Annotated in this window: 15 protein-coding genes; 6 read left to right on the forward strand and 9 right to left on the reverse strand. The window is 43.4% G+C overall.

Annotated features, from left to right (window positions below; translation table 11 throughout):
* Positions 1-69: 69 nt before the first annotated feature.
* Entirely contained in the window at positions 70-2,058 is a 1,989-nt protein-coding gene (locus ACKLNX_RS09170) for an alpha/beta hydrolase family protein (protein ID WP_412972131.1), read from the forward strand.
* On the opposite strand, the gene ACKLNX_RS09175 is transcribed toward ACKLNX_RS09170, so the two are convergent.
* Both ACKLNX_RS09175 and ACKLNX_RS09180 read right to left on the reverse strand, forming a co-directional pair.
* Positions 2,046-3,791 (reverse strand): family 16 glycosylhydrolase, encoded by a 1,746-nt coding sequence (locus ACKLNX_RS09175; protein WP_412972132.1) that lies wholly within the window; start codon positions 3,789-3,791, stop codon positions 2,046-2,048. The genes ACKLNX_RS09170 and ACKLNX_RS09175 overlap by 13 nt on opposite strands.
* A 111-nt stretch (positions 3,792-3,902) precedes the next feature.
* The gene (locus ACKLNX_RS09180; RefSeq protein WP_412972133.1) at positions 3,903-4,406 is read right to left on the reverse strand and encodes a hypothetical protein; all 504 of its coding nucleotides are present in this window, start codon (positions 4,404-4,406) and stop codon (positions 3,903-3,905) included.
* Between the two features lie 194 nt (positions 4,407-4,600).
* Here ACKLNX_RS09180 and ACKLNX_RS09185 point away from each other — a divergent pair, with 194 nt between their 5' ends.
* Genes ACKLNX_RS09185 through ACKLNX_RS09195 form a run of 3 tightly spaced genes read left to right on the forward strand, consistent with a single transcriptional unit; the run spans position 4,601 to position 9,377 of the window.
* Positions 4,601-6,157: a sugar porter family MFS transporter gene (locus ACKLNX_RS09185; protein WP_412972134.1), complete on the forward strand. Its 1,557-nt coding sequence runs from the start codon at positions 4,601-4,603 to the stop codon at positions 6,155-6,157.
* A gap of 26 nt (positions 6,158-6,183) precedes the next feature.
* Entirely contained in the window at positions 6,184-7,266 is a 1,083-nt protein-coding gene (locus tag ACKLNX_RS09190; protein ID WP_412972135.1) for a Gfo/Idh/MocA family protein, read from the forward strand.
* 44 nt (positions 7,267-7,310) lie between these two features.
* A complete protein-coding gene (locus ACKLNX_RS09195) occupies positions 7,311-9,377 on the forward strand; it encodes a toll/interleukin-1 receptor domain-containing protein (RefSeq protein ID WP_412972136.1) in 2,067 nt (688 codons plus the stop codon).
* Positions 9,378-9,605: 228 nt separating this feature from the next.
* Here the strand turns inward: ACKLNX_RS09195 and ACKLNX_RS09200 are convergent, their stop codons facing one another.
* From ACKLNX_RS09200 to ACKLNX_RS09230, 7 genes are all read right to left on the reverse strand, one after another.
* A complete protein-coding gene (locus ACKLNX_RS09200; protein ID WP_412972137.1) occupies positions 9,606-12,158 on the reverse strand; it encodes an ABC transporter permease in 2,553 nt (850 codons plus the stop codon).
* Complete coding sequence (locus tag ACKLNX_RS09205; protein WP_412972182.1) at positions 12,142-12,801, reverse strand: ABC transporter ATP-binding protein; 660 nt, start codon at positions 12,799-12,801, stop codon at positions 12,142-12,144. Before ACKLNX_RS09205 ends, ACKLNX_RS09200 begins: the two co-directional genes overlap by 17 nt.
* A 207-nt stretch (positions 12,802-13,008) precedes the next feature.
* Positions 13,009-14,319, reverse strand: coding sequence for a M24 family metallopeptidase (locus tag ACKLNX_RS09210; protein WP_412972138.1), 1,311 nt, complete (start codon positions 14,317-14,319; stop codon positions 13,009-13,011).
* 137 nt (positions 14,320-14,456) lie between these two features.
* The gene (gene tmpT / locus ACKLNX_RS09215; protein WP_412972139.1) at positions 14,457-15,104 is read right to left on the reverse strand and encodes a thiopurine S-methyltransferase; all 648 of its coding nucleotides are present in this window, start codon (positions 15,102-15,104) and stop codon (positions 14,457-14,459) included.
* 86 nt (positions 15,105-15,190) lie between these two features.
* Positions 15,191-15,784: an ACP phosphodiesterase gene (locus ACKLNX_RS09220; RefSeq protein ID WP_412972140.1), complete on the reverse strand. Its 594-nt coding sequence runs from the start codon at positions 15,782-15,784 to the stop codon at positions 15,191-15,193.
* A gap of 69 nt (positions 15,785-15,853) precedes the next feature.
* Positions 15,854-16,156, reverse strand: coding sequence for a hypothetical protein (locus tag ACKLNX_RS09225; protein WP_411695624.1), 303 nt, complete (start codon positions 16,154-16,156; stop codon positions 15,854-15,856).
* Between the two features lie 32 nt (positions 16,157-16,188).
* Positions 16,189-17,232, reverse strand: a complete 1,044-nt coding sequence (locus ACKLNX_RS09230) for an MBL fold metallo-hydrolase (protein WP_412972141.1) — start codon at positions 17,230-17,232, stop codon at positions 16,189-16,191.
* A 168-nt stretch (positions 17,233-17,400) separates the two neighbouring features.
* Between ACKLNX_RS09230 and ACKLNX_RS09235 the strand changes: the two genes are divergently transcribed.
* Positions 17,401-18,633, forward strand: a complete 1,233-nt coding sequence (locus tag ACKLNX_RS09235) for a benzoate/H(+) symporter BenE family transporter (RefSeq protein ID WP_412972142.1) — start codon at positions 17,401-17,403, stop codon at positions 18,631-18,633.
* A gap of 294 nt (positions 18,634-18,927) precedes the next feature.
* Positions 18,928-20,184 carry an efflux RND transporter periplasmic adaptor subunit gene (locus ACKLNX_RS09240; protein WP_412972143.1) on the forward strand — a complete coding sequence of 419 codons (1,257 nt, stop codon included), beginning with the start codon at positions 18,928-18,930 and terminating at the stop codon, positions 20,182-20,184.
* The last annotated feature ends 6 nt before the right edge of the window (positions 20,185-20,190 follow it).

A 20,190-nucleotide genomic window follows, 5' to 3' on the forward strand; every position in this document is an offset into this window, starting at 1 on the left:
ATCCTCGCTTTAGTCTATTTTAGGTCTGCACAATCAACATGTGCATTTTACTCATTAAAAGGAATTATAATGCGCTTGTTGTTTTGTTTAAGTTTCGTTCTTTTCTCCAACTCTCTTCAAGCTTTTGAGCAACTTCAAACTGCTGAGCAATCTCAAACTGCTGAGCAAAATAACGCTGCTGAGCAACTTCCGGCTAAATACTTCGCCGCGCTGCCAGAGTTCAGCCGTCCAGCACTATCTCCGAAAGGTAATCGCGTCGCCTTCATCAATAATATTGCCGAGCCTAAACACTTAGCCTTATTAATGACCTACGACCTCGACAATGGTAAGAACTACTTATTACTGAAATCTGATAATGAAGACATCAAGCTCAATTGGTTTCGTTGGGCAAATAATGACACTATCATTATCAGTGCGAAATTTGGCTCCAAAGACAGAGGCACTCGCTATTATCAAACTCGCTTGCTGTCGATGCGTTTCGACTCAAACGGAGAGAAGCCGCAGCAGTTGATGAAACCAAGACAAGTTGGCTCTAATTTTCGAAGCAAAGACTTTACTTCGCAGTTTCAAGACAATGTGATTGATTACTTACCTAATGATCCAGACCACATAATAGCCGCCGCTGATTTTGATATCCAAAGCCTACCGTCGGTATATAGAGTAAACGTCAACTCAGGCAGAGCTGTTCGTATCATTAAAGGCAAACGCCAAATTAGAAGCTGGGCAACTGATCGCCAAGGTAGAGTAAGAATTGGCAAAGCCTACGACTATAAAAATGGCGATACTGTCATATACGAGCGCAAAGACGACGATACTAACTTACGTAAAATATTCGAATATAACGCGATGACTGAAAATGGTATTACGATCCTTGGTTTCGACCTTGACCCAAACATCCTTTACTACAGAACCTATGAAGGTGACAAACTAGCCTTATTCAGCCTAGATTTAACGAGCATGACAAAGACCTTGGTGTTTGCCGATGAAAACTACGATGTTGATGGCAGCCTAGTTTATTCAAGTAAAACAAATGATGTAATTGGCGTGAATCATGCCCACGCCGACCATGGTGTGCATTATTTTAAGAATGGCCATACGGCTTTTCATAAAGGCTTGGACAAGGTAATGCCTGAGACTAATAATTACATTACCAGCTTCAGTGAAGATGAAAACCGCTACATTTTATATGCTGAGAACGACAATATTCCCGGTGTTTACATGTTTGGCGACCGAGAACAGAAGTCTCTTTATCCTTTATTTGGAACCTATCCCCAACTACCTCCCGAGTCCATTGCAGATAATAAAAAGGTGAGCTACACCACTCGTGATGGGGTAGAAATCGAAGGTTATTTAACGCTTCCTTTGCAAGGTGAAGCTCCCTATTCGATGGTGATCCATCCGCATGGCGGGCCAGGTGCACGCGACTATAGTGGTTTTGATTATTGGACCGCATTTATGGCGCATCGGGGTTATGCTGTATTCAGACCAAACTTCCGTGGCTCTTCTGGCTATGGTAAAGAGTTTTCAGAAGCGCAAATGAAACGCTGGGGGCTTGAAATGCAAGACGACATCAGTGATGCCGCAACATGGTTAATAAAAGAAGGGATCGCGAATAAAGATAAGATGTGCATTGTGGGTGCCAGTTACGGCGGTTATGCAGCCACTATGGCAACGGTAAAAACGCCAGATTTGTTCAGCTGTGCGGTGAGTTTTGCTGGCGTGACGCATTTGCCCAAATTGGCATATAGACAAAGCAAGTTCTTGGGCGGCTCTTTGGTTGCCGAAAACCAAATTGGCGATGACAGTTCAGACATGAAAGCCCGTTCACCTTATTACAATGCCGAAAAAGTGAAAACGCCAACCTTATTAGTGCATGGGTATGAAGATAGAGTTGTGCATGTTGAGCAATCCAGAGTTTACGCCGAAGAATTGGAAGACTTAGGAAAGCCAGTGAAATATGTGGAATTAGAAACTGGCGATCACTACCTAACGACTGGTCCCGATAGGCAGCGATTTTTTGATGAGTTGGATACGTTTTTGGCAGCTTATTTGAAGTAGCTTGGCGCTTTCACACGCCTATTGAAACCAAAACACGCTAAAGCAATCAACACTAAGAAGTTCATTGAACCACCACTTGATTCAGCTTCCGGTGTCGCAGGCGGTGTTTCAGGTGCTGGCGGCGCAGGTGTTGGTGCAACGACCGCACAACCTTTGCTATCCACTTCGACACCGCTGGCAGTACCAGGACATTCATCATCGGCATCTATCACGCCGTCACCATCAGTATCCGTTGCGGCTTCCGTGTCATTTCCGAAGTAAATGTTATCCAAAAATATTGTGCCGTTACCTTCAATTTTTAGCTGAAATACATCGCTTAAATCCACCACGCTTGCGTAGGTACTTAAAGGAATAACAAGCGTTTGCCAAGCTTGCTGAACCACATCCACTTCAAAGAATGTTTCACGTGGGCCAGGGCTAATCACGTAAATCTTTAATGCACTTGAATCTTGTGTCCAGTAATTCAGATAGATGTTATCGAACGACGAAACATCTTGTTTATTATCTTCAAAGTCTGTGCCCTGATAATTCAGGGCTGTGTACTTTAGTACATTGTTACCTTGTATTTGTTCTTCGCTAACGGTAGTTGATTGTCCCCAATTTGGATTGAAATCAACGCTTTCAATACTTTGATAACTATCGCTGTAAAGTGAAACCACCTCACTTTCGACATTATTCGGCGTCGGTGCTTCTTCCTGAGGTTCTGTGAAGAATTGGCAACCGGTAGAATCAACTTCGACATTTGGCGGCGTATTTGGGCATTGATCTTGGCTGTTACTTACACCATCGTTGTCGTCATCAAGCGCCATTGGTGTGCTTTCGTTACATTGCTGCCATTCACTCGCATCACTTGCTGAGCAGTGCGCTACATAATCGACTTCCATCGTTGCCGAATTCAGGCTTGCGTCAACTGCGCCACCTAAATTGCCGCCGATAGCGACGTTTAACAGCACAAACATTGGCTCTTCGTATTGTGAGCAATTCGATAAGTCATGCTCGGCAACAAGGTTATTATCCATGAAGAATTTGATTTCATCCGCCGTCCACTCAATGGCGTATGTATGGAAAGTGGTCACATCGTTCGCGCCGCCACTATAAGTGGGTCTTACTTCACCGCCACAATTGCCGACGTTAAAAAAGTTAGTGATATAACGGTCACCAGAATTGGCATACCATTCCCAAACGTCAATTTCGCCTGCGCCAGGGTTTGGCCAGTTCACGTTGTCGTTGTCACCTTTTATTGGGTGTTCAGCAATGCGATTTTCAAGCATCCAGAATGCAGGCCACGTACCGCCACGTAAATCGGAGAAGCGAAGACGAGCTTCAAGGCGACCATAAAGAAATTCGGCTTTATCTTTGCTATTGATGCGACCTGATGTCCACGGTAGGTTTCGTCCGTTTTGGCCGGGGCAATCGATATTTTGTCTGCGAGCTGTGATTTTCAATGTGCCGTCAGACACTTCAAAATTTCGATTAGTGGAGCTCTCATCATCGGTATAACACTGAATTTCGTTGTTATAGTTGGCTTGAATTTGCGCAGTCCAATTATCCCAATTAACGCCTTCACCGTCGAAGCGCTCTATCCATGTAGTTTCCCAACCACCGAAGCTTTGACTCAGCGGTAACAAGCATAAACTCAGCAATACAGCAGGTTTCTTCAAATGCTTTTTTGCTAATTGCTTGAATGTGGTCTTAGTACCCATGTTCGTTTTATCCATGTTCGCTATATTCATGTTCAAAGTTCTCAGCCTGATATATCAAACATATTAGTCAATTTAACAAAATGCTTACAAAAAATGGGATGAACGGGGTGTTTAACAAGATGAGTGAAGCAAAACGAACAATTACTTTGATTTTACTCGCGGTAATCTGAGCAAACCGACGCTAAAGCCACGGTCTTCAAATAGGATGAATTTGCCCTCATCGAGCGTAGTTTGCTTATTAATATCTATAGCTTCGCCTGTGGCTAAACGAGTGCGCGTTTTAATTGTGAATTGATCCTCTTCTGTTCTATCCGCAACCAAAATTCCCGTGGTTTTACTTTCGCCATTCGGATTAATAACTTGCTTCACTTTCGAGAAGCTCACAACAGGGCTTACCGTTGCCAGCACTTCAGGTGAGTACATGTTGGCGTACAAAACTTCATATATGGGAAGAGGTGCTTCTTTGCATACGACCGCAACGAAAACCGATTGGGAATTTTGGAATAATTTGGCCGCGCTAATTTGGCTAGCAAAGGACTTTTGAATTAATTGCTCACAGTCATTTGACGCTTCTTTTGCTTGGAGCACTGCAAATGGTTGAACGAGCATAGCGGCGATGATGATACGCAATAAAGTAAACTTCATGGTCTGCCTATAAGCAACTATCGCGAGCATGCGATAAGATCTTTGGTTGGAACCAGTATAGGGTATGCACAATTTTCATTCCACACATAGGCTGTTGTATCGTAAAGACATGTCGTCTATTCTGAATATAGATAAAAATAAAAGTCGACCAACAATTGGAATCGATTTGCTCACAAAATCAAAGGCAATAAAAAATGGGATTTTTCAACGCAGCACTTCGTTATACCTTGATTGTTTCGATGGGAGGATTCATTTTTGGCTTCGACGCCTCGGTTATTTCTGGTGTCGTCGGCTTTGTGACCAGTGAGTTTAATTTAAGCACTTGGCAACAAGGTTTCGTGGTTAGCTCGCCAACCTTAGGCGCCATACTTTCATTTCTATTCGTAGGCCCGCTCTGTGATGCTATTGGTCGACGAAAAGTCCTCATTGGCATTGCCGCTTTGTACTGCGTTTCAGCGATTACCTCAGCCTTAGCTAACAGTTTTGAATTGCTCGTAGTCGCCCGCGTTATTGGCGGTTTCGCATTCTGTTCATTACTCGTTGCTCCCATGTACATTGCCGAAATTAGTCGCCCTGAATCTCGAGGGAAAATGGTTTCCATTAACCAGTTAAATATTGTCTTGGGTTTGTCCGTTGCCTACTTTGCCAATTACTTCTTTCTTCAAATAAGTGAAAGCGGTGGTGCTTGGGTGGAATACCTCATGATAGACCAACACACATGGCGCTGGATGCTGGGCATTGAAGCGTTGCCGGCAGTTGTATTTATAATTTTGCTGTTCAGTATTCCAGAAAGCCCGCGTTGGTTGCTATTAAAAGGCCGTGATGAGGAAGCGAATGAAGTGCTTCAAAAGCTAATGCCAAGTGAAGAAATTGTAGAACAAGTTGTGCAAATTAAACAGTCGGTTGGCGAAAAGAAAATGTCTCTTTTAGTGAGCTTGCGCATGCTGTTTAGCCCTGTCCTGAAACTATCGTTGCTGATTGGTTTAGTTGTGGGTATCGCGCAACAAGTCACCGGCGTGAATGCTATCTACTTTTATGCAGCGACTATATTTGAACAAAGTGGCGTAGGGACGAACGCGGCCTTTATGCAAGCGATATGGATTGGTTTAATCAATATCATCTTCACACTAATCGCAATGGCATTTATCGACAAACTGGGTCGCAAGCCTTTACTTGTGATGGGCTTAGCTGGCGTGATTATAAGCATGAGCATTTGCGCTTACGGCTTTAAACAGGCGACCTACGAGTTGACGCCTGCCACTGTTGCGAAGCTAAGCGTGAATGTTGAACAACAAGATTTACAAGCCATAATCGGCGTGACTTACGACAACGATTTGGATTATAAAGAAGCCTTGATTGAGAACCTGGGCCAAGAAAGCTATAACGCCAATCAAGCGCAATTAATTCAGGCCGCAGCGAAAATGAATGCGGTGCTTATCATGGTGGGCATACTTGGGTTTGTAGCTTCATTTGCCGTGTCCTTAGGGCCAGTGATGTGGGTCTTATTCTCAGAGATATTTCCTAACCAAATACGCGGCGTCGCCATCTCCTTCGTGGGCGCCATCAATAGTTTGGCGAGTTTTGGTGTGCAACTGGTATTCCCATGGGAACTAGCAAATCTAGGGGCGGCAATGACCTTTTTAGTCTATGGCGGCTTCGCTGTGATTGGCTTAGTGTTCGTCGTTTTCGTGATGCCAGAAACGAAAGGCAAATCTTTGGAAGAATTAGAGAAGCAGTTGGGCACTAACTAAGCGAAACAACTAGAACGGAGAGCACCGTGGCCGAGCAGAAGAGGATACGTTGGGGAATATTAGGCCCAGGCAGAATTGCACATACCTTTTGCAAAGACAGCAAATTCAGCCAATCTGCAGAATTAGCTGCCGTAGCGTCGCGCAATCACGACAGCGCTCAAAGCTTCGCGAACTTGTATCACATTCCCCAAGCCTACGGGAGTTATGAACAGCTATATCGCGACCCAACAATTGATGCGATCTACATCGCCACACCTCATAACTTCCACTTTGAACAAGCCAAAGCCGCACTACTTGCAGGCAAGCATGTTCTAGTGGAAAAACCCATCACCGTAAACGCTGAACAGTGTGCAGAACTTATCGCATTAGCACAAAAGCAAAACCGCTTTTTGATGGAAGCCATGTGGACCTACTTTCTACCTGCCATAGTACAAGCGAAGCGCTGGGTGACCGAAGGTCGAATAGGTAAGATTGTGCATGTTAAAGCCGATTTTGGTTATCCGACGCCTTATATTCCCGGCGACAGGATGTATGAGCCAGAACTTGCTGGCGGGTGCTTGCACGACTTGGGGATCTACACGCTTGCCTTAGGTCAGTACTTTATAGAACAGCAGCCGCTTTCTGCTGAATATCACCAACAGAGACATGATCTAGGAGTGGAGGATGATTTGGTGATTGAAGCTAAGTATGCCGATGCCAGTGCGACGCTTGCTTGCAGTTTTCGTGAGAAGTTGCCAAATGCTGCTTTTATTATGGGTGAGCGAGGGTGTGTTGTTATTCCCGAATTTTGGCGAGCGGAAGAGTGTTTTTTGTTGGGTTTTGGTGAGGAGCATGGTAGGTTCAGTGGTGATGTTGGGGAGTTAAGCGGTGATGTTGGGGAGGTCCTTGCCTGCGCAAGGATGACGGGTGATGATGCTGAGTTAAGTGGTGTTGGGGAGGTGCTTGATGAGTTTATTGATAAGCGAGAGGGTTCGGGCTTTGAGTTTCAGATTGAGGCGGCGAGCCGGTCTATCTTAAACGGTGAAATTGAGAATGCTGTGATGCCGCATGCCACTTGCTTGATTCTGCAGAAGCAGATGGATGGTATTTTCGCAAAAATAAACGATTGAACTAGAATAAGTAAATAACGACAAGGAAACTAAGGAACATGGCGATGGGACAGACCAGTGAAAGGGATGATTACGATATTTTTATTAGCCATGCCGGGCCTGACAAAGAACAAGCCATAGCGATTTGTGAATCATTGGAGTCGCATGGATTAAGGTGCTGGATAGCCCCAAGAGATGTTTATTCCGGCAACAGTTACTTAGAAGAAATATTGGATGGAGTCAGCAAATCAAAAAGCCTGCTGTTATTGTTATCAAGTAATACCGAAAATGCCGAATATGTTATCAATGAAGTAGAACGGGCCAAATCGTATCGGCGTAAAATTTTTACTATTCGTCTCGAAGATGTCGAAATCCCTCGAAGCCTCGAGTTAATATTAAGTGCACAACAATGGATTGATTATTGGTCCTTAGATTATAAAGAACGGCTGCAGCAGATTATTCACTATTCAAAACATACGGGCCAGCCACCAAAGGGTATAACGAAAACAAGCTTATTCACAAAATTATCCCGCTGGATAACTAAGAATCTGTTGGTGCTTTCGATTTTAGCAATATTGATTTTTTTCTTGGCTTTATTTTTCTCAAACCGCTCTACCCACCCTGAAATGCCAAAAGCCTATGAAAGTATTCAAGAAATAAATCAGGAGGATTTTCGAATAACAACCAAGTATGGGAAGCACTCACTTCCGAGCTCATTTAAATTAACCCCTGTCGGCAGCGGCATTTTGAGCAATAGAGAAATGCCATACGAGCAGTTTTACTTTAATTTGGAATTTGATAATGAAACAAAATTGCGAAAACTAGCCACTTTGATGGATGCGAGTTTCAACATTCCCGATAACTCAGTATTACCCAAATCGGTGTTAGTTGTTCTTGAAGACCTAGAGGGCAATAAGAGCGAAGCGATGCAGTTTTCTTTATTGGGTTTAGCTGAAGAAGCGATTACAGACAACAATAACAAAACGCAGGCAATTATTAGCGATTTAAAAAAAATTAATAACCTTCAGTGCTACCCATTCAAATCAATGGATAAAGGCTTTAGTGTTTGTTCGCCAAAAGGGAATATTGGCACGCTCAAATGGCCAGCGGTTAAACAAGCAGTAAAACGTATTTCTTATGGTGAACATCAAGATAAACTAATTAATTACATTGATATTCCAAGTATGAAAACGAGTGGTGATATAGTTTTTAATATCGATAATTACGAACAATTTCGTTTTCTAGCGCCAATGACACGAGAAACGCTTTACTATCAATACGAATTTGTTGATGGAACAAAAAGTAATATAGGCAATATACATTTAAGCTCCTCTCACCTTGATTTAGCTTTCTCTGCAAATGCAAATAATAGCTCTGCTACATCTGTTTTCTTCAAACCAGATCTCAATCATTTCGGTGTGAGTTTAGTTGTGTTTTCTGATCCATCCATAAAGCAAGTCTTGATGCAAATAGATCGAGGAGTATTAACTGAGTTAGAATCAGAGCATGGTTGGTTTTATGCTTCGAACATTTCAAACGAACAGCTATCCGATAACAACTACAATATTGAACTGCGTTTTGTTGATGAGCACAATCGCCAGAAAAGCTTTACTTACCGCCTTCCTCTCCTTGATCTGAAGTCTCAACAAACCTTATTAGGCTTAAAACAAGATCCTAAACGTGTTATTGGCTGCACCAGTCGATCATGTAATTTCTTGTGGTTAAATTCTAAGCAAGAAGTAATTGATCAAATAGATGATATTTTCATTGGTCTTGCAGCGGATGATATGCAATCTATTAGTACAGGTAACCTCGCAAAGCTATCTTCACAAGCAGAGGCAAAACGAGAAGATCTGAAAAGCGCAGAAGAAAAACGGATTGCTAGTTCGACTGAATCGAATTCGTCAATGAGTTGGGGCACGCCAGTGAATTCCTCATCTGCGCCAAGCTTAATAGAACGTTTGAGCGAGCCGCTTGTGATGGAAGTAAAAGAAACTTGGAAGCAACGAGAGAATGTTCGAAACCCTGTAATACTCAGTTACAGCTTTGCAATTAGCCCAATATTTCTAAAACTAAAATATTCAGATGGAACATTCTCTGAGGTTATCGTTTACCGGCCTGAGTTGGAATGATTCATTGGTGTAGGGATCGTGAGTGTTTGGAACGAGAGCTTGGTCTTCACATAACAAAGCGACACGAATATGATGGCCTTATATTGAACGAGATCTTTCGCGATATCGATGGCATGCCTATGCGACGAGGGGAGCGTTAAGCGCCAAGTGGGTGCTAGTTTTCCCATTCCCCTTCGATTGCCTTTAGCAATGTACTCAATTTAGTCAATTAATGAAGACTGACAATCATTAACCGCCTTCGCGCAGTAATTTCGCAGGCACAATGCCAAGCTTCTTAAACAAATATAAAGCGCCAAATCCAAACACTAAAATTGAAGCGCCGATGGCTAAGCCTGCACCAAGCCAGTAAACGTCAAACGCATATATTTTTAATCGCAATTGCAAGACAAGCGCCGCAATTAGCAAACCTAAAGCAATTGAGAATACGCTTACCACCGCGGCTAACAGAGCGTATTCAATAGCAATCGCTTTGCGTATATACGATATTCTTGCACCAATACAAAATAAAATAATGGCATGATAACTTTGCTTATTTCGACCCGCTGCCATCACACTGGCAAGTACCATTAAACTAACGACTAAGCTTATGACTGAAATCATGCTTAAACCGCTTGTCCCTTTATTTAATAACTCCCCAGCTGAGTCGAGTAAATCCTTTGTACGTACAGTAATGATGTTGGGGTAATTTCGCGCAAGTTCACTTTGTAACGCTAAAGCCTCTTGGTCATCCATGTACACTGTACCAACATATGAGTTTATAAATTCATCGAGTGCACCATCCGACATGATAGCTTCAAACCAAAAGCGTGTTTGTATACCTTGTTGACTATAAATTCCTGTGAGTACTCCCGTGCGTTCTGCACCTACAAGCGAAAAGCCCAGTGTATCGCCAACATTTAATTGCATTTGTTTTGCTTCACGATCTTCCATAATAAACGCGAAGTCTATATCGGTATTAGTATTGCTTTGTGTTGCTGAACCGGCGTTGAACGAATCGTCCCAAATCCCTCCCTCTACAATTTTGATACCATCAATGTTGTTCGATAGATAACTTAATTTATGCTCATCACGTGCCATGTCTTGCCAATCTATTCCTTGTTCAGCAAGCTCACGAATTGGCGTTCCATTAATCGCAAATACTCTAGCGCGTACCATCGGTGACAAAGTCAACTTGTCGACCGATTCGAATTTTTGTGTGCTTGTTTCAATGGCGTCTTTTTGATTGGCCAACACATCGTAGAGGACAAGCGCTGGTGCTTGCTCAGGAATCGTGTTTTGAACCAGTCGCAGTAAACTGACAACAATGACGGTACAAGCTACCAATAAGGTAAGCGCGGTGCCTAAAGACATTAAAGTAACTCTTAATGGCGTGCCAGGCCTATGCATATTCGCTAGCGCTAAACGAATGGCTGCATGATGAGCAAGCGATGGGCGCTGCTCCATTGTTTTAGAAAAGTACCTTATTAAATGCACCACACCTTCAAAAAAGAGTAGGCAAATGACCACTGTGGCGACAAAGGCCAAACCAAAGAGAACATCGGGTATGGCCAGAAGGACAACTGACGTTAGAAGCACGACAAAGAGGTAGCTCGCCATTCGCCAGTTTTTAGTCATAGTGTCACCATGGATACTATTGGCTCTAAACAAGTGCGCAACATCCACCTGCAAGGCACGACCTAAAGCGGGAAGAGCAAACGTAAACGCAGTGACAATACCAAAGCACCACGCGGCAATAGCTGCCAGTAGTACATCATTCGTTAACAGTGCCACAGGTAGGTCTTGGGCCAATATCTGACTACCTAACCAAGCCATAGTGCTACCGAGTAAAACGCCAATCAAACCAGAAAGCGAGGCCAAAATAGCCACTTGAATGACGAACACCTGACCAATACGTGAGTCTCTTAGACCACATGCTTTTAACGTCGCGATTGTTTCGCGCTTACTTTGTAGGTAAACCGAGATACTATTAAATACGCCTAAGCCACCAATAAATAGTGTACTAAAAGCAATAATTAATAAGCCCGACGCAATTTGAGATAAACGCTCAGAAATACGAGCGCTTCTATCTTCGAAGGTTTGAATTTCCCATTCGGTATTTGGGAATTGCTTAATAAAATTTTCTTCCCAAGTGCTAGCGTCTAGCTCTGTGCGGATCCTATATTCGTGCTCGACACGACTACCGGGACGCATTAAGCCTGATGCATTCATGGCTTGTTCTGAAATTAAAACAGGTGCACCTCGCCAGTTTGCATTGAGTCTTCTGTCGGGTTGTTCTAGTACCAATGCTCTGATCACTAGCGTCAAATCGCCTACATAAATCTTGTCACCTACGCTTAATGATGAGCGCTCTGCTAAAATAGGATCAATCGCGACTCCCCAATATTCGCCATCATTCGCCAGCGCATCACTTAAATCTTGTTCGGGTGAAAGAGCAAGTTTGCCATAAAGTGGATATGCACTATCGGTGCTGAGTAACTCAACAAGGGCAAAGTCGTCACTCTCGGTACTTATCATGGTATCTAGTTCGCGGGTAAGCGAAATGTCGCTTGTTTCTTGTATCCACGCAATAACGTCTTCATCAATCGGTTGATTAGATTCGATTTCTATATCGCCGCCCATTAACGCACGAGTATCCGACAATAGTACTCTATCTAACATGGTATAGAGGCTAGCTGAGGCCATGACCAAGCACACACCAAACACTAAGCACGCACAAAACAGCCATAATTTTTTGAGGCTTTGGACTAAATCAGCCCAAGCAAACTTAAACGAGAAGGTCACGATTTTCCTCTACTATCAGCTTACCTTTCTCCAAGCAAAACAGTTTTTTACAGCGTTTAGCTAAGCGCATATCGTGAGTAACAATGACTAAAGTTGCCTGAGATTGCGCATGTAGGTCAAATAGTAAATCGGCGACCATTTTGCCTGTGTTTTCATCTAAATTGCCGGTAGGCTCATCGGCCAGTATCAGCCTTGGTTGATGCACGAGGGCTCGTGCGATAGCAACGCGCTGCTGTTCGCCGCCCGAAAGTTGTTGTGGATAATGATTGACTCTATGTCCTAGTCCAACACTCTCTAGCATTTTTTTTGCGCGAGGTAGGGCATCGACGTGGCCGGCAATATCAAGGGGTAAAGCTGCGTTTGCCAATGCACTTAAACTATCAATTAAATGAAATGATTGGAATACGATACCCATGTTATCGCGACGAAAGTCGGCGAGTTCGTCGGTCGAAAGAGTCGAAAGTTTTTGCTTGTCGAGTTCGATATAACCCGAGCTTGGCTGCTCTAGCGCAGCAAGTAGCTGTAACAGCGTCGTTTTACCTGAACCTGATGGTCCTACAATAGCGACAGTATCACCGCCGTGCATAGTAAAGTTGAGGTTATCGAGTACACGAAGTGGTTTATCTTCCTGTCCATACTCCATACTAAGGTCAGAAACGTGAATCAATCTGTTCTCCTACTTATGTTTTTTACACTTTATTACATATCACATACGCACGCAGAGCAAACTCAGACCATAGGCACTTTTTAATGGAAGCCATGTGGACCTATTTTTCTTTATCAGAATACTGACGCACGTACGATCTGCGCCATTACACGAAAACCAACATAACAAAGTTAGGACCGAAGCTTATTTTGAGGGGATCAAAATGAGTTCCTGTTGCGGTGGGATCAAGTATTCGGCACCACTTTCGGTGATGACAGCCATTTCTTCCACCGAAATCGTTTTAAACGTTCCGTCTTTGCGTTGCCAACTGTGAAATCCGTCAAACGCGAATACCATTCCAGCCTGAAGTTTTTTATTAGCGCTTGGTCTCACAGTAGGGGAACGAGAGCCGCCTAAATTAGGACCAGTATCATGGGCAACATAACCGACGGGATGACCGGTGCTCCACATTACCGGTTCAGAACCACTTTTTTTCATCAACACGGATTGAGCAGCGTCCACATCAATGCCTTTTATACCCGGTCTCATGGCCTGAAATGCAGCAAATCCGCCAGCTTTTGCACTGTCCCAATAATGTTGAATATCTTTGGGAGCAACGGTTTCTCCTTCTTTTAAAACATAAGCAAAGCGTTGAATATCACTTACCCAACGATCGTACAGCTTGATACCGAAGTCGATTTGGATCACATCGCCCGGAATAATGACTCTATTGGTAGCATGCGAGTGGCCACGATCAGGTCCCGAATTTACGTTGGGGTTTTGGTCTGGCGCCCACGCATCTTTAACACCGGCTAGTCGCATTTTTTCTTTTAGGAAAGCCGCGACATCCGCATCTGTGGTTTTTCCAGGAACCACAAGCTGGTATGCCTCAATCTGCCATAATGCCGTCAACCTCGCGGCTTCTTTCATGATGGCAACTTCTTCTGGGAGCTTTACAGATAACCAGTTATAAACCACGTTTTCTGATGATACGAGTCGGCTTGAATAGTCATCACCTAAGGCATTTTCGAGCGCCTTTCGTTGGGAATAACTTAAGCCATCGGCTTGAGCATTTTGGCTAGATGAATTTATCGCGATTGATTTAAAGCCTTTTGTTTTGATGAACACAGCAACTTGGTCTATAGACGATTGATTGCGCGGGACGGAAATGACCTCATGCATGACATTAAGATCTGCTAATGCAGTTGATTCGCTGGAGGGAGAGAAAGCGAGAGAATGAAACGTATTGTTTTCAAGGTAGAATAGAAACACCGCGGTCGACCCCGCATTTTCACAACCAACATGATCTGCCAAGGGATCGTTATTGTTCTCTCTACAAATGGTCAACCATGCATCTACGTTTGCGTTTTTTAAAGCATTAGGTAGTAATTGCTCGATACGTTGCTTTCGTATCTCTGGCCAAGGGTCTTTGCCGCTATGAGCATCGCTCGCATAAGACATGGACGTAAAGTTTGAAAAAAGAAATGTGGCTAAAACCGCTACTAATCTATACATAAATTCGCTTGCGCTGGCTTGTTTTTTAACAGCATAATCTGAAATAAAGTTGCTTACTACCCCTATTCTCTGAAACAGTTTATTTATGGATTTCAGATAATTATGAAAAGCCTGACAATGATGAGTTATGAAACGTATTATTTTTTTGCTTTTTGAGATAGCAAATAAACGCCCTCGTAAATCTCGCCTTCACCACGAAAGCCGCCTTCCATTTTGCCTCTATGTAGTTGGTTAATGTTGTAGTAGTTGCTGTAAACCTCATTCACAATCTCATTGGTAACGCTAAATGGAGGGCCGGCGAACAGTGACTGATCGTAATCAAAGGTGACTAAGAATTGTTGTTTCGTGTGAGTGATTTCGCGCAGATGCTGGCTATATCGAATGCGCATTGGTTCGGGTAAGGCTACTAATGCCGCTCGGTCAAAGGTGCCATCAATATTCGCGATATCATTCGCTTTTAAATGAAAGAAATCGCCCACATACACTAGCAAATTCTCAACGGAGTATTTCTTTAATTGCCCGTGTGACTCAATTTTAGGTTCGACGCCAAGCTCAGCAAACAGTGCCTTCACCGCATCTTCATTCAATTCAATAGCGACAACAGAGAATCCCTTCATTAGGAACCATTCAATATCCTTAGTTTTGCCACACAGAGGCACAAAAATATGCGCGGCGTTTGGCAAGCCCCACTTATCGAAATACTGCTTTAATAAGCCATTCCCTTCAGTTTCGTGAAAACCTATCTCGTTTTTTTGCCAACGGCGATGCCAAAAATCGGGTTCCATTTATTTCTGCCTTTTTAATTGTTTGCTTTTAACTAGGAGTGATTAACAGACAAATCTTAACTTCATAATGCAGATTATCGTCAGGCCTAAACAACAAGTTGTCGCGCCTTAGCTTGGCTATACTCAATAAGCTCTGGATAGAAATTAAGAAACCTTTCGCGTAATTCTACATCATGATCGGCAATGAATTCAGCCGCTTCGTCGGCGAACAAAATACGCTTATTTAAACGCCTCTCTATTTGCTCAAAAGAACGTTTACAATTCCTTGCCTCTTGATAATCTGACAGCCATCGATGGTTTAATAAACCCTGCCGTACTTGCTGAAATCGTTCACTAATAGTATCGGGGTGTTGCTGCACTTCTGTGTAAAAGCGATCAAGTATCTTATCCAAATTTGGATCTGTAAATTGCGACCAATGAGCACATAGAAGATGGTCAAAATAAATATCGATAACGATGCCGGACATGCGCCTAACTGACTTTGGAAACATCTCTCTTAAGGCTTTTACATCATCATGAGCATCGGTGTAACTATCTATTTTACGATGCAGTTTTACGCCGAGTTGATGCTCATCGTTAAGGTGAGACAAATCACTACCCTTAACAAAATCACCAAAAAAATTACCGAGCATACTCGTGTTGGTCACATGAGCTAAGTGAATATGGGCTAAGTAATTCATGACTTTTTACTCATAATTCATATTCCATTTGTGTATTTAGCGTTAATCACAGAGAGCTTTTAAAGATAACTATTTATTTCGCTCGTAAGCCGGAATGTTGGTGTAGCTATCATCGCCCCGCAATAGCGCTTCATGCAGATTTGCCTTGCGTTTATGCCTAGCCTCAATGGTCTCATTGAACACATCAAAGTGCGCTTTCTCCATCACCTTTAGTGCGTCTTGATTAGAAATGAGTCCAATCACTTTACCGGCTTGCATATAACCTTCAAGTCGAAATTTTTGTTTGTCATCTTTCTGGTACTTTTTTGCCTTCTGGAAAATGACCAATAGTTGTTGATAGCAACTTTCAAGAAAAGCTTCACGATCCATCATTTCATTCGCTCCTTTGTTGTATGTCTTACCTATTATTTTACCTCAGTACCAATTTCCATCACTTCACCAGGCTTTGAAAAGTAGGGCTTTCCCGACTGTAACAATGGAACCGGCACTTGTTTCGGCACATGCACACCAACACTTTTTTCGGCGTTGATGCGATAATCTAAAATGTAATTGCCGGTATTAGTTAGAAAGAACCAATAAGGTGGAAAAGCGACCGTGGTTTTCTGTGCTTCCCAAAAGGTTCTTAGTGGTCGAAAGTGCTTGTCGTTTGGATCGGCGTCGCCCATGTGTATGAAGGTTAACTCGTCTTTGTTGCCATCCATTTCGTGGGGCAGACGTACGCGGTAAACAATGTTACTAACGTCTGCACGGCCAGGCCAGCCTGCGTGTGGTATGCGTACAGCATCAACCTTGATATCGTTGACGGAAAAGCTAATAGGCGCTTCTTCATATGCTAGTTCGATTTTTGTGATGCGACTTTTTACTTTCTCGAAACCGCTGAGTTCTTGCATTTCCGTAATAGCTTGCGCGGGCGCGACTAGCTCAACTGCGCTATGTTTAAGCATGTAGTCGAGCATGTCTTGTTCAGCAAAGTGATCGCCGTGAGCATGACTAACAAAAATGGCGCTGATATCGTTGTAAGGTGTTTCATTGTTCATGATTGCTTTGAGAGTTTCATCAGGCACGAGTTGATATATGTTGTAGTCGTTGTGAAAGAAAGGGTCGAACAGGACTTTCACTTTGTCTGTTGAAATCAAAATTCCTTCATTAGCTAGATAAGTGGCAGTGGCCGGTGTTTTTTGTTGGAGAGGTTCTTTGTAATTATGAGCTTTATGATCGCTAAGACTTTCATTGTGGCTGTGAGCTTTGTGAGTACTGGTGGTTTCTGTTGAGCTAATTGTTTTTTGTTCGCTATGGGCTGTTTGTGAGCTAAGGGCTGTATGTGAGCTAAGGGCTTTTCCATGACCAAAAGCATTAGCGGAAACAGTACAGATGAAACAAAAAATGCAGACGAACGAAGCTTTTCTGACTTTATAACTGATTTTGAATGTTGCATTTTTATTTTGCATCTTACGTTCCTTGGCTCCCGATTTTATCGCCTTCGATATGTTTTTAGTTTGCTCACAACAAACACGGCAATAACCCAAAAAATAACCTATCACACTGCTCGCCATATTATGCCAATAAATGCTACTTTACGCCTTATACAAAATTGAATATATGAACATTTCTTCACTATGCCTCTCAACGAAAACCAGACAAACGCAGATCAGACTGAGAACAAGCCAGCCAATATCAGAGCCATCATTCAAGATTGGAGCTTGTCTGCAACAGTGGCGGGGTTCATTGCGGTCTTGATCGGCTTCGCAAGTGCAATGGCAATTGTACTCCAAGCGGGACAAGCAGCTGGTGCGTCACCTGAAAGACTCGAATCGTGGATTTGGGCACTTGGTATCGGCATGGGGATAGGGTGTATCGTGCTTTCTATTTGGTACAAGCGGCCGATTATTATTGTGTGGTCCACGCCCGGCGCTGCACTGCTAGCCACAAGTTTAATGGGCGCAAGCATCGAGCAGGCGACAGGTATTTTTATTTTCGTCGCTATCTTATCTATATTAGTTGGCGTGACTGGCGCGTTTCAAAAACTGACCTCATATATTCCATTGCCTATCGCCTCTGCGTTGCTGGCAGGAGTGCTATTTCAGTTTGGCTTGCAAATATTCACGTCGTTTCAAATCAACCCTGTTTTGGTCGCAATAATGCTTGGTGTTTACTTATTCACAAAGCAAATTTTACCTCGCTATGCGATTGTCTGCGTGCTGTTAGTAGGCATGCTTGTTACGATTTTTCAGGGGCAATTAGCTACGGAGAATCTAAGTTTTGGCCTAACGACGCCCATTTGGACTACCCCAGAATTTGATTTGAATTTACTCATCGGCATCGGCATTCCTTTGTTCATCGTTACCATGACATCGCAAAACTTGCCTGGTATCGCGGTCCTCAAAACCAGTGGTTACGAAAAACAATCTATTTCCCCCATACTCACCACTGTCGGTGGCATTAATTTAGTCTTAGCCCCCTTTGGTGGTTTCACGTTTAACTTAGCCGCGATTACAGCCGCTATTTGCACCAGCGAAGAAGCTCATCCAGACAAAGATAAACGTTATATCGCTGGCATAGCGTCAGGGATTTTCAATATTATTGCAGGTCTGCTAGGTGCAGCCGTAGTGGCCCTTTTTGCTAGCTTTCCTGTGGCATTTATATCAGCATTGGCCGGCATTGCCCTTCTTGGCACTATCGCCAATTCACTGCATGGCGCTTTTGTTGAGCCTTCCTATCGTGAGGCTGCCTTAGTCACCTTTTTGGTGAGCGCATCAGGCGTAAGCTTCTTCGACGTTGCCGCCACATTTTGGGGTGTTGTGTTTGGTCTTATTGTCCTGTTTTTTCAGAGACTTAAGCGCAGAAACTAAAGCACAAAAAAGTGTCCGCTGCGGACACTTTAACTGTCCGCGGACGCTTTCCAAGCTAAAAATAACAGTCAATTTCTATATAATTCAAACAGTTAACTTCTGGCACAATACTCGCACTAACAAGACTATCGTTATAAATTTGAAAGTGTGTGAATGCAAATTATTCACCATCAAGGGAGTGTCACTTGTTAGCCATGTACTTGTTATTAAGTCCTATTTTCGTGCTGGTCGTTGCCGGTATCGTGAGTTTAGTTGAAGCGCTAATGGCTGAGCAAAACCAATGGAGCGTCGATCATGATTAAGGACACTAGTGCACAAGATATTGCGCTTGAATCGAAGCCCAATAGAGTAAAGATTGCTATCATCGTTACGCTAGTTCTCATTGTCATTGCCTTTGCTGCCAAAGCATTGATGAGTACATCTTCCGTCACTCGTTCGTTTGATCGTACTTCAGTACAAATCGCGAGTGTAGAAATGGGCGATCTTATACGAGACATCGTTTCCAACGGTCGTATTGTAGCGGCGAACGCACCTAGAATTTATAGCCCCGAACAAGGCTTCGTGTCGCTGAATGTGAAAGCCGGTGATGAAGTAGTAGTTGGCCAAGTTGTTGCAACCGTCGACAGCCCTGAACTTGCGAACCAGCTAAAACAACAGGCTTCAGAAATGGACCGCCTAAAAGGTGAGCTTGCCCGCAAAGAACTAGACGCACGCAGCCAAACTTTACAACTCACTAAGCAACTCGATCTTGCCCAAGTCGATTTAGAAGCTGCGCAGCGTGAGAATCGTCGCGCCCAAGCTTCCATGAAAAATAACCTCATCAGCCAAATAGACTTCGAAAAAGCAGTAGACGATCTCGCCAGAGCGACATTGACACAAAAGCACGCCAAAGAAGAAGTTGCCATTGCTAAAGACCGTTTAGCCTTCGAGCTAGAAAGCGCAAGAAGCACCGTATCTCGCCAAGCTTTGGTATTGGAAGAACTTGAACGCAAAATTAGCGAGTTAAATATTGTCGCAACAGTGAACGGCGTTGTGGGCAACTTGATTGTGCAGCCGCGTGCTTTAGTTAACAAGAATGACGCCCTTATGACGCTTGTCGATTTGAGCGCTTATGAAGTTGAACTTAACGTAGCTGAAAGCTATGCCAACGACCTAGCCATTGGCATGCAAACGGAAATTACAATTGCTGGCACTACCCTAATGGGCAAGTTGTCTGCCATCTCACCAGAAGTGAAAGATCGCCAGGTAACCACCCGCGTGCGCTTCGATCAACAACAGCTCAGCGGTATACGCCAGAACCAACAAGTTTCAGCACGAGTGCTACTTGAAAGTAAGAGCAATGTCATGAAAGTGCGCCGCGGCAGCTTCATGCAGTCAGGCGGTTTCTATGCCTTTAAAGTTGAAGGTGATATCGCTACGAGAGTTAATATTCAAATAGGTGCAACCAGCATGCGTGAAGTAGAAATACTTTCCGGCCTAAGTCCAGACGACGAAATTATTATCTCCAACTACGACGAATACATAAATACCGACTCCTTCTTACTGAATTAAGAAGTT

The organism is Glaciecola sp. MF2-115, assembly GCF_047250385.1.
Taxonomy (GTDB): Bacteria; Pseudomonadota; Gammaproteobacteria; order Enterobacterales; family Alteromonadaceae; genus Glaciecola.